Raw genomic sequence first — 15,050 nt, 5'->3', positions numbered from 1 at the left:
CTTTCCTAACTCACTTTGAGAGGAACTTCCTCAACTTCCTTAATCCCAATATGAATAACATTTTCTTCCCCAACCTGGGCTTTCCACTCATCAATATCGCTTAGATAGCGCTTGTATCGATACCAGTTGTCATCATTCGGGCCATTACTTAAGAGGTAAGCTCTTGGATGCGTGTCCAGGTTAAATTTTTGATCTCGAAAAACATTTTGTTTGGATAGGAAGAGTAGGGCTTCTGTTGTTCCAATCGTAGCCACCTCATGCGGTGTCAACAGTTCTCGACCAATTTTAGAGTTCTGCTTAGAGCTGCTGGCATTTCTTCCTCTGCTCTCACTATAATTCTGATCATTCAGAGTTTGCTTCCCTGATCGCTCAGATAGGTACTTAAGCGTGTCTAAGTCATTGGATCCTAAATAAAGAATAGCACCACAGTTATTGATAATCGTCTTCGTATTTTCTTTACCATATAACACTTCAATCTGACTTTGAGATTGCACCATCATCTTGATAGAAATCTCTCGAGAACGAATAACTGAGATAATTGGTGGTAAATTAGGAATCTTCCCAATCTGACCAAACTCATCTGCCCACACCTGTAGATGCAATAAGTCTTCCTTGATCTTTGTTGGATGCTCACCTAATATAACTGCATCTGCAGTTTTTATTAGCACATCAAAGATGGTACTAAAAAGAAGGGCAGATAAGAACTGATAAGCTGGATCCACTTCTGGAATATGAATAAAAACTGCTATTTTCTCAATATTCCATTTTTCAATCTCCAGTGTATCCTTTTCAATAATCTTTCTTAGTTGCTCATGATCAAATACTGAGAAAGTTGTTGCAAAAATGGCATAAACAGAAGCTCGTGTCTGACCATCAAAGTTTTTATTAAATAGCTCCCACTGCCTGCAGGCATAATTCCCTGGTCTCCTTCTCTCCAGATCTTCAAACATCAATTCAACCGGACTTTCCGCTTCTGGATGATTCCGTCTCAATTCTCGAATCATATCTGTAACCTGCCCTAAATTAGGTAGATAGTGATCGAGCTGACCATCAAAATAAAGATAGCCAATTAGAGAACGCATGAGTAGTTTATTAGCTGCAGGCCAAAAAGGATCACTTTCATGACCATTTCTGTTGAGAGACTCTGTAATTGCCTCTGCCACTCGGTCTATATCCATTTCATTATGAATATATCTAAAAACGTTGAAGCCATCTGAATTCAGGAAAGTAATCAAATCAAAAATCTTCATCTTATAGCCTTTTTCTACAAGTGATTTCCCTGTTTCATGAATCAAAATCCCTTTAGTATCTGTAGTTACAAAACTAGAGTTAGCTTGTAATATATTCGGTTTTACAGCACTACGTGTCTTTGAATCCCCTGTACCTCCATACACCAGAATATTTTTATTAATCTGATTTTCAAAGCTCAAGCGGTTATTAAATAGTCCCATCTGACTGTTCTGGGTAAAAATCATATTTTTTTCAGGTTCTTCGTCTCGGAATCTCATCAACTCTTCTCTCGTCGCAAAACGAGCTGATCCATGTTCTTCTCCATAACGGTAAATCCCTGTATCCGATACTCTCAAATACAGCAGAAAAGCAATCAAAAATCCGCCCATACCAATTAATAAAGAAGCTGGAGTAAATTGAAAATCAAACCAAGATTTATCGTTTAGATGGTCATTCATCCAGTTAAGCTTTCCAAATCCAAATACATCCGTTACTGAATCAGTATCTGGTGCCAACAGCCATAGTTTAAAGAACCAATGAAAGAGGTAGAATAGACCAATTCCTAACAACAAATACGGTCTAAGTCTCCGTTTCTTCTTTTCTGTAATCACTTCATTTTTCCTCCAATCTGTGGTTCGATATTTTCTGGAATAACAAACTCCTTCGTATGAATGTTTACCTGGAGGGAAGAAATTTTCTTTTGCTCCACTGCTTTGAAATGTTGCAATTTCTCCTCAAAAGAAGTCGTTTTCCCATTTTTAAGGTTCCGCTCATTGAATCCTCTCGGATCTCTTGTGATGCCTTCTAGGACATCCTTAAAGGCTTGTTCGACAACTCCTTTATCTTTTGCATTGAAAGCAAGAGTTGTCTTACCATCAGGGTGTGTATAAAAAGAAAAGCCAATCCCGTATTGGCCAAGTTCTTTTCGAACTGCCTCGAGATTGACTTCATTATTTAGTAATTGCTGGACTTCTTTCGCATCTGCCGTTGCCATGAATTTATTCCAGTCTGTCTCACCAGTAAAGAGGACATTTTCCCCTCTGGCTTGATACATTTCAACTGCCTTAGAGCTCACCAGAAAGAGTCCTTTTAAGATGATTTCTCCTGTCACAAGAGTTGCCCGTCCTAATTGGGCTACCACTTGTTCTTGTTCCATTTTAGCTCACCTCTTCAATTTTAAAATAAAGATCCTTCAGTTGACTAGCTTGTTTCTCTTTGGCAAGAATCTGTTGTCGCAACTCATTGATTTTGTTTTGGCACTCATTAATTTCCTCGTTTGCTTCCTTAATAAACTCTTCGTTAGACTGAATTTTATGTTTAATAGATTGCTTATAAGTAACCGTCTGAGCCTCAAAGCTATCAATAACCTCTGAAGGTAAATTTACTGAAGTCACATTAGAAAGGGAGAAGAAAGGCTCAACATTACCCTTATCTTCTTTAACAGAAAGAGGGCTTTTCTCTTCCTGCGTTGATTTTTCAACAATAGAAACTACTTCTTGTGTGGGCATATCTTGTGAAGCTTCTACTAGTTCTTCCTCTTTTTCATCCAATCTACTGAAGTCTTCTGTAGTCCATTCACTGGAAGAATAGGTATTTTTATCTTCCAAATGTACTTCCTCTCCAACCTCATCTTGAGGCTTCTGAGAAACTAGCTCAGCAATTCTTTGACGAGCTAAATTCGCCTCTTTCTTTACCGTTAGATCTTCTAGTTCAGGAGCTGGTTCTGGTTGGGGTTGAGATCCTGGTGTGCCTAGTGAAGAGTTCTTTTCTTTATGTTTTTCTAAAAAATGAAGAAAACCTCTCTTTTTCTTTCCAGCACTCATACCAAAATTTTCCAACAACTGATCAATGATACCAACAAAAGGTATTTCAAGACTTTCTTCTTGTAGGATTTCACCTTCAGAATTGAGAGAATAAAGTCGATAGATTCCATTTATTTTATTACTCTTCATTCTCTCGTTTATGATTTCTAACTTTGAAAATAAATCATCTCGGTTCTCAAATGTTTCCTCTTGATTAGTCAATTGATTAATAATTTTATACATGGTTCACTCCTTGGTTACTTGATTGTGCTGGAAGGATTAGTTTCTTCATTTCCTGATAGGATAAGCCACTTTCTTCTGATAGAGCAACAAAAAGCTGTGCTTCCAAATCTTTTTCTTGATTTATGTAATTCTTGATTTTTTGATCTGCTTCTTCTTTTTGTCGTTGCGCTTTTTTCTTATCTTTCCTCACTTTCTCAAGCTTACCTTCAAGTTGTTCTATTTTTTTATTCATTCCATTCTCCTTATTGGTTACTACTAGTTGCGGTTGTTGGTTCAGAAGATGTAGGTGTTGCCGTCGATGTAGAGGAAACTGGAGTCGCGCTTGAACTGCTAGTATCTGTATAGGTTCCTATACTTTGTCCTCTCGCTTCAGTCAATACAATAGGCTCTATTTTATTGATCAATAGTTTCCCTGATTTTTCTACATAGGTCAACCGAATTGTAGCCTTAGTACTACCAGTAAGCCCCTTAGAAGCCCTATTATCTTTCTCTGTTAGGGTGGTACTAGTATATTGAACCTGAGCTAAAGCAATTTTATGTTGTTTATCAATGTAGATAGATCCTGATTCAAAAGCTTGGTCAACCACATACCCCTTATAGGTCTGATTAACTGGTTTCTGTTCTTCTTGAATAGTTTCCTGATACATGGAATCTGTCATAAAAGGCTTATAACGTGGGCGATTCTCTTCTAAATCCTTCTTCGTATAGTAAGCAATCAAAAAATCTTCAACCTGTTGCTCAGAAAGAGAAAGTTGTTCCTGCTGTTTCTCTTCTTTATCTTGCCTCACCTCTTCCTGTCTTTGACTAGTCTGTCTCAAATTCTGTTGTACTTGAGCAATAGAATAACCCAATACAATACATAAAACAGCAATGAATCCCATAAAGAATCCCTTTACCATTTTGATTAATTTTTGATTATACATTCTTTTCCTTTCTTATTTAGGGGTAACAAAATAGATACCTGATTGTGGTTTCAAAGTACGCCAACTCGACACATATAAACCACCAAAGTTCATTTCTGAAACCAAGAAACTACCATCGCTATTAACGTACTCACAAAAAGCAACGTGACCATAGATTGGCGATGCCCCAGCTACACCATTCATGAATACAGCTGCAGAACCTGGTTTAGGAGTCGTTGAAATGTCATATCCTTGCGCTTGACCACTATCAACCCACTGATTGGCATTGCCTAGATAGGGATGAATGCCAACTCCAATTTGAGCAAAGCGATTATAGACATACCAAGTACAATTCCCTAGTGCATAAGCGTTACCTGAATAGCCTTGTCCTTCTAAAAGTGCTTGATCGGTAGGTAGTCCATAAGGTAGCTTATCTTTATATTCTGCTGGAACTTGCTTGCTAGAAACACCTGTTGAACCTCCTCCTTTATTTTTTAAGAAATTTAGCCATTGACGGGCTGCAGATTGCCTTTCTAAGAGTTTGTTTCCTGGAACTCCTAACCAAGCATTCAAGAAGTCCTCCGCAAGAGCTTCTACGGATCCAGTAGACGTTACAATTCTTCTGAATGCTGCACGCCTAGTTGGATCATCTTCCTCCAGAAGAAATTTTGTTTGGACTTCCGCAGACCAAATATCTCCATCCACAGATTTTGCAAAATTCCACAATGCAAGAGCACGAGGACCAGTAAATTGACCAATCCCAATCCCGATATAGTGCAAACCGTTGACTAGATAACCTCTTTCATTTAGAGGCAAGGTAGGGTACATAGCTTGAAAGGCTCCCCAATTACCAACTAGATTTTCTGCAGTTGGTTCTTTAGCAACTTTATCGAACTGATTATTGGTTAGAAAGTCTGTTTCATAGCGTTTAAAGGTAATGGAACTCTCAATATCAAATCCTCCCAAAACGGCTGCGATTCCTTCATCTATTGCTTCTGGTATATTTTTTTTGATTGTATCCGCAAAAGCTCTTGCACGTCTTCCTTTATCTCCAGATGTTTCAATATTACTGACAACAGACGTTGCTTGGGTATATTCTACACGCTGGAAGTAAAAACCGACATTGACATAAGTCCAGCTCTTCTTGATATTCCCATCTTTATCTTTCTTGTTTGATCGATCAGGTTCTAGCTTTTGATAATAAACAGTTTGATTCCCTTCAGGTGCTACCTTTCCGATGATCTCTCCAGATTTAACATGATCACCTGTTTTATAGCGAATCGTATCTACATTCTTATACAGAAACTTAGAATCCTGATCACTAATTTCTATGTCACTCCCCTTAACTTCAACTTTCCCATCTAAAACAGCTAACAGAGACTGACCTCCTGAAGCCTGCAAAACAGAGCCATTAAAAACTTCCGTCTTCGATTTATATCCAAAACGCTCAATAATCTGAAGAGGTGCTTGTGATTCAGGTTGTTCTTCTGTATAAAATGGATTATCTAGTTCTTGAAGCAACATATATTTTCCACTATCTCTAGCAATTTCTAAGAGTTGTTTATACTCCTCTAACTCGTCCTTGTCAAGCTTATAGAGATTATTTTTGGTATAAAGCTCTTCCATCGTTTTAAGATTGTCTTTATCCCCACTCAAATTCTTCCATAAGGTATCTAAGTAAAGTTTTCCACGATTCTGTTGTGAAAAATACTTATTCCCGTCTATACGAAGCTTATCTGAAATATCATCATACTTATAATTCAAGTACAAAAGCGGATCGTCAATTTTTGTCCAATAATCTACCTTGTCATTCGATTTTTCACGATCTAATTTTGAAAGATACAACCAAGTATCATTCAAATCAAATTCATCTTGACGGGTAATTCCTGAACTACCGATACCAAGTATAGCCAGAAACAAAAGCAGACCAAAAGCAATCAGATAAGCCTTTAAGCTAAATGGATTGTTGATAATAGCTTGAAGCGGTTTAGAACCTACACGGTAAAACTTCCTCGCTTTCTTAGCCACTTTCCCTGTTTTAGAAGCAGCCAAGCGTTTCTTATAATCCTGAATACGACGAGAGAGTTTTCCTTCCCAAGAAAATTCTCTTGGAGTTCGAGTGAAACCTCTACCCTTAGCCTTATTGTAGGCTCTATTTCCAAGGCTATAGCTCGATTTAACCATTCCTTGGCCAAGTTTACCGCTATACTTCCCAATCGTTTTGATTCGTTTCCCTTGAATCTGAATATCCTGATACCGATATTTAGTTCGTGCTATATCTGACAGTGTATCATCCTGTTGCGCAACAGAGCTAGCCTGTTGATTAGCAACTCGTTCTACAGATTGTTTTGCCACACGAAGAAACTTCTTCTTGCGTGAACCACCATTAGCCTCTTGAGCGGCTTTAAAAGTTCTTTTAGAAGTTTTTTTCTCCAGTTTCGCCTTATCTAATTCCTGCTTAAGGAAGACCTGCTTTTTAATTTCCTCTGGACGAAGTGCCTTTCCTTCTTTTCCAAGATTTCTTCCTTGTTTCTGGATATTCTTGTACTCTTTTTGGATTCTCTTATACTCTTTTTGTATTTTCTTGAGCTTGTTCTTAGAAGCTCGAAATTGGCTTCGACTCTTCTTTACCAACTGACGTTTAGAGTTGGTCTGAGATTGTAACTTCGTAAGTTGTTTTGCGCTATCTTGTTGAACCGTTCGGTAATTCTTACGAACTTTTTCTAGCTTTCGATCTAACCTATGACCGATTGTTTTTGGTCTGCCTTTCTCCTGATCCATAGTAAGACTCCTAAGCGTCTGTTGCGACTAAGTTATACAACTTAGTATTCTTTGGTATTGGATTTTCAAATGGCACCACAACTGGCCCAGCTACGATTAAGCCAGTACCTTTAGCTTTTGGCCGTGCTAAGTAGCGAATCTGTTTATCAGTCAGATTGACAATCTCTTTTAGGATAGCCAAATCTTGAGGTTTTTGTTTGAGTAAAATCATAAACTCACTATTTGAGAGCAATTTCCGACCTTCTTCAACAGCAGCTAGCGTTTCTACGTTCTGGGTGATTCCTGTTGGAATCGCACCATATTTCCGAATCCGTGAATACAACGTAGTAAAGAAGTCTGCTTGAGCCTTATTTTTAAATAGAATCTGCATCTCATCAAAGTAAACCCATGTAGTACATTTCCCTTGATTCTCTACAATTTGATTCCAGATATAATCCTGAATAACCATTAAAGCAAACGGCTTCAACTTATGAGACAACTTCTTCAGATTAAAGATAACAAAGCGATGATTGAGATCCACGTTGGTATTGTGAGCAAAAATGTCCTGAGAACCAGTTGTATAGGTTTCTACCGCTAAAGCTAAGTCTTGTGCTTCGGGTTCAGGTTGTTCTTTCAAGACCTGGTGCCACTCTTTTAAAGTTGGAGTATAATGATCTGTTAAATAGCGTTCATAAGTCACACCTGTCACTCGGTCAATAATCCCAATCTGTGCATCTGTCACCTCTGACAGAATCGATTCAAACAATCCCATCAACAAGTTTGCTTTATCCCCTATTGGATCGTCATCCTCATCATCCAAACGATCCAGATCTGGTAGATCCAAAAGATTGATATGTGTTTTAGAACCAATCGAAATATCCACCATCTGAGCACCGAAAGCACGGCCAATATCAGAATATTCATCTTCGGGATCCACGATGATAACTCGGTCTTCTGGATATTTCAGTAAAGTTGGAATAACTTCTCCACCCTTTATTGTTGTAGATTTACCAGATCCTGAAGAACCTAACACAACTCCTGAACCCGTGTTCAAATCACGTTTTCGATCTAGTGTAATGATATTGTTTGATAACTGATTTTGACCATAGTAGCGAGCGAGTAAGCTTTCAGACTTTAAGTCCACGTTGGTAAAAGGAACTTGCGTAGCAATATTAGCTGTCGTCATCTTTCTCATAAAATTCTTCTTCACATTCAAGAAGCACTCCCCGATAGGTAAAATCGTATTCAAAGCCTCTTCTTGATAATAATAAAGATCTTCAAACTCTACCCCTAATTTACGGCCAGCACGCTTAATCTTCTGTTCGTTACGTTGTAGTTCCTCTTGGCTCTCTGCCTTAAAATACACTGCAATCAAACCAGAAAAGATTTTCTGATCATACTCAGTAATCTCGTCTCGCCACTTCTTGGTAGCTTCTGAGATTTCTTGGTCACGACCAGCCACAACCGCATCATCAAAGATACCAGATTGAGCGGCCTTACGTTTAGAACGAAGTTTCCCAATTTCAGCATCCATTTCTGCATCGTTAATCTTTTCTAAGATTTCAACATTCTCATAAGGTTCTGCATGGATAGTAATAGCTAGTTCAAATCCTAGTGTTGTTAAATCCCGAATGAGCCGATCAGACATCCAGTTTGGATAGCGGTGCGCATAAAGTACCTTGACCCAACTATCATCTATAATCATGCGTTTTTCTTGAAATTCAATCCTGTTTGGCGCAATAAATGATTTAGTAGATAAACCTGTCAAAGCAATTTCTTTATAATCAAAATTGACATATGGATTACCTCGTAGTAGCTCAGAAAAGACTTTTAGGCGATCCAAACCATTCATATCCCTAAAAGTAATATCAGATTCCTGGAACTGAGTCCCTAGGGAAACTCCAATATCTTGTAGGATCAACTGCGCCTGTTTTCGATCATCAGCGTTCGTTGAAATGGTCACATACTTATGTACCTCGAAGTTGTTAGCATGTGTCGTAAATCGCTCCTTGATCATCTCGTTCAATTCTTCACGATAGTCATCGTAGCCATCATTTGTTTCTTCAAACAAGATATTCTGCAAGGAGTTATCCGATACTCGACGGTTAATGACTAGGAGTTGGTAGTTACTGCCCTCATCCAGTGAATTTAGAGCGTCCATCGTTGTATCGATGATACTCTCTTTTTCATCTTGTTGAGCTGTCGAGTAAGAAGCATCCCCCAACATAAAGCTACGAGAATATTTCTCACGAGCAATGTGCATCAATCCATCTTCATGTAGATGTGTGTAATTGATCGTGTTTTGCGTCGTAGGTTTCATCTGACGACGCAAGCGCTCAATTCTTTTCTTTTCTGCGTTTTCTAGTTTTTCTCTTTTGCTTTTGAATAAACTCATCTTTCGTATACATTCCTACCTTTCCAAATTCTGTCTCATAGGTTCGTTGTTGGATTCGGAAAAAGAAATTGATTTTTTCTTTAATCCGCATTCGCTTGGTCATGCCTGTACCGTACATTCCTCCAGGAACGACAAATAGAGCGTCCCAAAGATAGATGTACCAATCAGGTAGACCAAAGAAGTATATAGCAATTGTCCCTGAGACAGCTATTATCAAACACACGTATAGAACAAGCATTCTAGTAGTTAGACCAAATAGAATTGGCTTGTCCTCGTTTTCAAATTCTCTTAAAAATTCTGATCCAATTTTTTTCAATTAGTTTCCTCTCATACAAAATAACATCGATTAATTCTAATTTTTCTACACATAGATTAAACTCCTATAAGTTGCTTGGCTTTTCGACTAGATCCAACAAGTGTAAAGATGTATATTACACCTTTAGCAATTGACGCAAAGGCTGTCCCCCAACTTCCGCTAGTTCCTGCAGCAACTTTTAACATATCTGTAGTGACTAAACCATTATATACAACAGATACTACAATTAGAATAACTCCGATAAAGGCAGAGGCCGCAAAGTATTTCAGGAAGTTAATCGTGACAGTTCGTAAAGAATCCATCATAAAGAAAGCTACCAATAATGGAGCTAAAGCCTTAAGCATATACAAGTCTAAATACCTTAGGAAGATAATAATTCCAAGTATTATATTAGCTATGAATTCAGTTAGTCCACCGACTAGACCAAAAATACTTTTTTCAAACCAACCTTTGACAGCACCTTGCGCATATTGATATTTATCAAGTTGTGAAGGTACTACATGAGCAATTATTTTCACAATAATATTAAGCAATTCAAGAATGGCATCGCAAATTTGAGATGAAGCAGAGATCATGATTAAGGCAAATAAATACTTCATCAAGGCCTCTAACCAAATCTTCTGTGTTAACGCTCCACCTCTGGACTTGACCATTTGTGACCACGATTCCATTTCAAACCAGAAAAAAAGACCTAAAAGGATATACCCAATAGGTCTGACTGCATCAGCCATCATATTTACAGCTTGGTTTGTCGCAGAGCTGTAACTGGAAAGAGAACTAGTTAGTTCTCTAATATCTAAATTCATAGGCTACTCCTAAAATTTTATCAGATTTAGTGCTGCAATAATTGCGGCTGAAATTCCCGCAGAAGATAGGGCCAGAAATGCACCATGAGTCATAGAATCAGAACCCTCATCTCGTCTTTGCTTATCATTATTCTTTCTTCCTTGGATAAAGTCATATGAACCATTCCAGATCCAAACAAGACCTGTAATTGTTCCAACACCGCCTAGACCAGCAAAAAGTTTTGTAAGAATTTCCATTTGTTTTACCTCTTTTAATTTCTTTTTTTATAACAAAAGGCACTGCAGAGATTTCTGCAGTGCCAAACACAATACTATTTTTATAATTCATCAAATTCTTCACGATAAATCGTCCGAACAGTAGCTACTAGAAGAGTAAGTACTATCATAATCGGAATCTCAATATGTGGATAGGGAAGAAAATTAGTTCCACCTGCAGGTATTGGAAATTCATGAACTGCGCCATCAATCCAAGCACGTTGAACAAAACCCATAACATGAATTCCGTACCATCGGAAAAAAGCATCTCCTACCGAAGGAGTAATCCAGTGTAAGATATCAATCAAAAGCCAAAAAGGCAAAAACAGAACTAATCCAACACAACATTTAGATACAATCCAAAGTATGACAACTCCAAACGCTGATTTCACAACATTAATACACCAAAGAACGATATAAAAGGGAGCTGTAAAAATCCTAATGATAGCTACCCATAACCAGGAAAAATCACTCCCTAATTTCATAACTCTACTCCTCCACGATTTACCGTTATTATAGCATAAATCGACAACCTTAACAATATTTTTATATTGTTTTTACATTATATTTTACTACTTTTTATTTAATTTCCTATAGATTATTACAGAGATTCCTAATGCTATTCCAATAATTCCGGTCAAAGTCAAGAAATTGGATAAACTAGTTCCCGTATTAGGTAATACTTTTTCAGCTTGGGTTCCTACTTCGATAATTTCATTTACAGGATCTACTTTTTCAAGACTCGGTTTGTTTTCTTTTACCTCTCCTGTATCTGGGTCAAGATAATAAGTTGTCGTAATTGTTTCTCTACCTTTAACACCAGCTTGAATAATTTTTTCTTCACCTTTCTTTAAATTTTTATTTTCTCGTTTTTCAGTTTTAAATTCTGTTTCCATAATTTCAACTTTGGGCTTAGTCCCTACTGAAATGACTTCGTCTATAGATTCAGTTTTTTCAACCTTTGGTTCATTTGCGGTCACTTCTCCCGTTTCAGAATTAAAACTATAGGTAATCGTGGTTGTTTCATGACCTTTGCTACCTTTTGTAACAACTGTCTTCTTACCTGCTTCTGAGTCCTTATCCTCAACATATTTTGTTTTATAATCCAAATCTTTAGTTGTGACAACAGGCTTTGTCCCCACAGAAATGACTTCGTCTACAGATTCAGTTTTTTCAACCTTTGGTTCATTTGCAGTCACTTCTCCTGTTTCAGAATTAAAGCTATGAGTAACAGTGCTTGTTTCATGACCTTTGCTACCTTTTGTAACAACTGTCTTTTTGCCTGCTTCTGAGTCTTTATCCTCAACATATGTTGTTTTGTAATCTAGTTCCTTAGTCGCAACAGCTGATTTGCTTCCTCTAGCCACTACTTTATCAACAGCTTCTTTAAGAACTTCTTCTTTTATAGATGGTTCATCTTTCGTTCGAACTCCTTTTTGAGTTACATAGGTTTTAGTAGTTCTTTTAACTCCTAGAACACCTTCAGTTACAATTTTTTCTTGTCCAAACTCTAACTCAGGATCCTCTGTATAAACCGTCTTAAAAGCTATATCAGACTCTGCAACATCTACATCTTGCCCCTTTGTACCTTTTGCAATTACTTTATCAACGGCTTTTTTAAGGATTTTCTCTGTGACAGCTGGCTCCCCTACACGTTTGCCTGATTGAGTAACATAAGTCTTTGTTATTTCTTTTTGACCTACAGCACCTTCAGTTACAACTTTGGTCTGTCCAATTTCTAACTCAGGATCCTCTGTATAAGTTGTGTTAAAAGGGATGTCTTCTGTTTTCACCTCAACGTCTGATCCTTTAGTTCCTCTAAGAACAATGCGATCAACTTTAGGTTTTGTAATAGTAGTTGAAATAACCTTACCATCTTTTAGAGAAACCAATTGTGAACCTTCACTACCAGCTTGCTTTTCTTTCTCTTGACCAGCAGCCAGCGATGGATCCTCTTCATATTTGGTTTCAAAAGCAATTTTTTCAGGTCTGAGAGTATTGATTTTTTCATCGACTTTTTTACCATCTACTGTTACAGAACTGCGAATACTACGTTCCACAGACGGTGTACCAGTAAAGGTATAATTAACAGTATAGGAACCATTATCCAAATCACCTGACCAAGAAACGGTATTATTGGTGATAGTTAGAAAAGTTTTTTGACCATTAGGAGAAACTAGCTCTGCTGATGTTAATGTCAAATCTGCTTCAGGGCTAATAGAGACTGTTCCTTTTTGTTTCACAGAAACTTTCTCTTCTTTGATTTCCTCAACAGCTGTTTTAGCAAACTGAGCATTAATGGCTTTTTGTCTTTCTAATTCATTCGTAGATGCATCAGATATAAAAATATTATTATGACCTGCCGCCTTCATAGCTTCAACAGAGTGGCTACCCTCATTGGCATTATAGGTAACTGTATAAAATGTTTTAGCATGATTTTTTGCCCAGTTCGCATATTGAACATCGATTTCTTCATCATCTTGCCATTCATCAGTAAACTGAATTGTCGAAACATAAGAGTTCTTTTTTCCAGTATACTCATTATATATTTCCGAAAAACCTTTTCCAAAACTATCATCATTTACATTAAAGCCATTCTTTTTTAACAAATCTTTCAACGAAGATATGGAAGATGCTTCTTCTAATAAACGAATCAGAACTGTCTTACTCAGCGGCTTACCAGATGTAATTTCATATCTGTCAGCTGTATAAGAGTTTGATGAATTTATATAATAACTAAACAACCAGATTTGATCTTTGTCAGTCAATGTAGAGGCCAACGATTTCAAATCTGAAAATATTTTAGTGATATTATTTGTATTAGAACTTGAAAAATCTAACACCACCAATAAATCCATAGGCTTTATTTTCTTCTCTGTTGTATGAATGATTTCTTCTCTAGACTTAGCCGTAAAAGTTAGGGTATTACCATTTACGTTACTATTCTCCTGTGCATAAACACTTGTAGGTTCTACAAACGGTGTAACAACTTCAACTAAATTCGCAAATCCTAGAACTGCTAGTCCTAAGATTACACTACAACGCTGTTTCCATTTTTTCATAAATTTTTAACCTATTCTTTTTTCTTTCGCATAGATAAAGCTAAAGCGATTGTTCCCATAGCCATTCCAAGAAGAGCTAAATTGTTAGAACTACTCATACCAGTATTAGGCAATTCCGCTTTTGAAACTTCTTCTTTTGGTTCTTCTTTCTTTGGTTGTTCTGGTTTTACTTCTTCTGGAGTATGAGTCACAACCGTATTGGAAACAACTTCCACACCATTAACTGTATGAGAGTAAGTATTTTCTACTGTTCCTGACTGAATACGTGTCATTTGTAGATATACTTCTGCTTGAAACTCTAATGTTCCCAAAATCGACTTCAAGAAAGCATCATCAAAGCTAATATCTACTTTACCTTTAGCCTTGTCTACTACTTGACTTGTGAACTTAGTTAATTCATCACCAGCTTTAAATTTTTGGCCATCACTTGTTTCAAAATCTACAGTCGCAAACACTTGATAAACACCTTGATACTCATCATGTGTTTCATCATAATCATCGCTAAACTGGTACTCAAACAACTGCTCCGAGCGATCCTTTGGTATCAGGGAACCAACTAATTTATAATTAAATGTTTGATTCAACTTAAGCTCTTTTCCATCTAAACTTTCTTTACTTAAATGGTCAATCACTACATCTTTCTTTGGTTCAATCTTCGGAACATTATTGACTACAGTTTCAGTTACATAAGCCATACCAAAATCAATTTGATAAGCTGTATTCTCGTACTTACCACCTGTTTGACCCAATTCCTTCTTAACAGTCATTGGATTAGTAATGGTCAGAACTTCTCCAGCTTGCACGTAGGTCTTGTAGAACTCCTCTGGATTCTCTGCCTCAAATACTTGAATCGCTCCTTTCGGAGTGAAATTGCTGGACTTCAAGGCTTCTTGGACACCTGATGGTGCCTTATCCAGACTCTCATAAAGAGCCATTTTCAAACCTTTAACTACTTGACCTTTAGAATCAGTCACTTGAACACCATCTTGATTGATGGTAACAGCTTCTTCTGGGTAATCATCAACGATATAGAACCCTTTGCCAATACTGTCTTTATCTGCTTCAATACCCTTGTATTGACTATAATCTGCCGTTACCGTGTAGTAGTTGACAGAGCCTGCCAAGACCTGTTTCCCATCGATATTCACGCCTGCTTTATTCAGATTCTTCTTGGTTGGTTTCGCAGTAGGAACATTATTGACTACAGTTTCAGTTACATAAGCCGAACCAAAATCAAGCTGATAGGCTGTATTCTCATACTTACCACCTGTTTGACCCA

General features: G+C 37.3%; 13 protein-coding genes. All 13 read right to left on the bottom strand.

What is annotated here, in order from left to right; genetic code table 11:
• Positions 1–5 precede the first annotated feature (5 nt).
• Positions 6–1,841 (bottom strand): type IV secretory system conjugative DNA transfer family protein, encoded by a 1,836-nt coding sequence (locus HT729_RS03505; protein WP_172931670.1) that lies wholly within the window; start codon positions 1,839–1,841, stop codon positions 6–8.
• Positions 1,838–2,386, bottom strand: coding sequence for a DUF3801 domain-containing protein (locus tag HT729_RS03500; protein WP_079253007.1), 549 nt, complete (start codon positions 2,384–2,386; stop codon positions 1,838–1,840). Before HT729_RS03500 ends, HT729_RS03505 begins: the two co-directional genes overlap by 4 nt.
• A gap of 1 nt (position 2,387) precedes the next feature.
• Complete coding sequence (locus tag HT729_RS03495; RefSeq protein ID WP_050223048.1) at positions 2,388–3,275, bottom strand: hypothetical protein; 888 nt, start codon at positions 3,273–3,275, stop codon at positions 2,388–2,390.
• Positions 3,268–3,507 (bottom strand): hypothetical protein, encoded by a 240-nt coding sequence (locus HT729_RS03490; RefSeq protein ID WP_172931669.1) that lies wholly within the window; start codon positions 3,505–3,507, stop codon positions 3,268–3,270. The genes HT729_RS03495 and HT729_RS03490 overlap by 8 nt, the downstream gene beginning before the upstream one ends.
• A 10-nt stretch (positions 3,508–3,517) precedes the next feature.
• The gene (locus tag HT729_RS03485) at positions 3,518–4,198 is read right to left on the bottom strand and encodes a hypothetical protein (protein ID WP_050223049.1); all 681 of its coding nucleotides are present in this window, start codon (positions 4,196–4,198) and stop codon (positions 3,518–3,520) included.
• A 12-nt stretch (positions 4,199–4,210) separates the two neighbouring features.
• Positions 4,211–6,958, bottom strand: coding sequence for a phage tail tip lysozyme (locus tag HT729_RS03480; protein ID WP_172926296.1), 2,748 nt, complete (start codon positions 6,956–6,958; stop codon positions 4,211–4,213).
• A 10-nt stretch (positions 6,959–6,968) separates the two neighbouring features.
• A complete protein-coding gene (locus tag HT729_RS03475; RefSeq protein ID WP_172931668.1) occupies positions 6,969–9,332 on the bottom strand; it encodes a DUF87 domain-containing protein in 2,364 nt (787 codons plus the stop codon).
• Entirely contained in the window at positions 9,274–9,648 is a 375-nt protein-coding gene (locus HT729_RS03470) for a hypothetical protein (protein WP_033680424.1), read from the bottom strand. Before HT729_RS03470 ends, HT729_RS03475 begins: the two co-directional genes overlap by 59 nt.
• Positions 9,649–9,704: 56 nt before the next feature.
• A complete protein-coding gene (locus HT729_RS03465) occupies positions 9,705–10,454 on the bottom strand; it encodes a conjugal transfer protein TrbL (RefSeq protein WP_172931667.1) in 750 nt (249 codons plus the stop codon).
• 9 nt (positions 10,455–10,463) lie between these two features.
• Complete coding sequence (locus HT729_RS03460; RefSeq protein WP_050971565.1) at positions 10,464–10,691, bottom strand: hypothetical protein; 228 nt, start codon at positions 10,689–10,691, stop codon at positions 10,464–10,466.
• Positions 10,692–10,771: 80 nt separating this feature from the next.
• Positions 10,772–11,194: a hypothetical protein gene (locus HT729_RS03455; RefSeq protein ID WP_172931666.1), complete on the bottom strand. Its 423-nt coding sequence runs from the start codon at positions 11,192–11,194 to the stop codon at positions 10,772–10,774.
• An 87-nt stretch (positions 11,195–11,281) separates the two neighbouring features.
• Complete coding sequence (locus tag HT729_RS03450; RefSeq protein WP_172931665.1) at positions 11,282–13,771, bottom strand: G5 domain-containing protein; 2,490 nt, start codon at positions 13,769–13,771, stop codon at positions 11,282–11,284.
• 11 nt (positions 13,772–13,782) lie between these two features.
• Positions 13,783–15,050, bottom strand: a 1,268-nt coding sequence (locus tag HT729_RS03445) for an SspB-related isopeptide-forming adhesin (RefSeq protein WP_172931664.1), incomplete at its 5' end; no start/stop codon positions are given.

Origin of the sequence: Streptococcus sp. 79 (assembly GCF_013277425.1) — a bacterium.
GTDB classification, from domain to species: domain Bacteria; phylum Bacillota; class Bacilli; order Lactobacillales; family Streptococcaceae; genus Streptococcus; species Streptococcus pseudopneumoniae.
The sequence above is the reverse complement of the archived record's forward strand: the minus strand, read 5'-3'. Positions and strand labels throughout refer to the sequence as shown.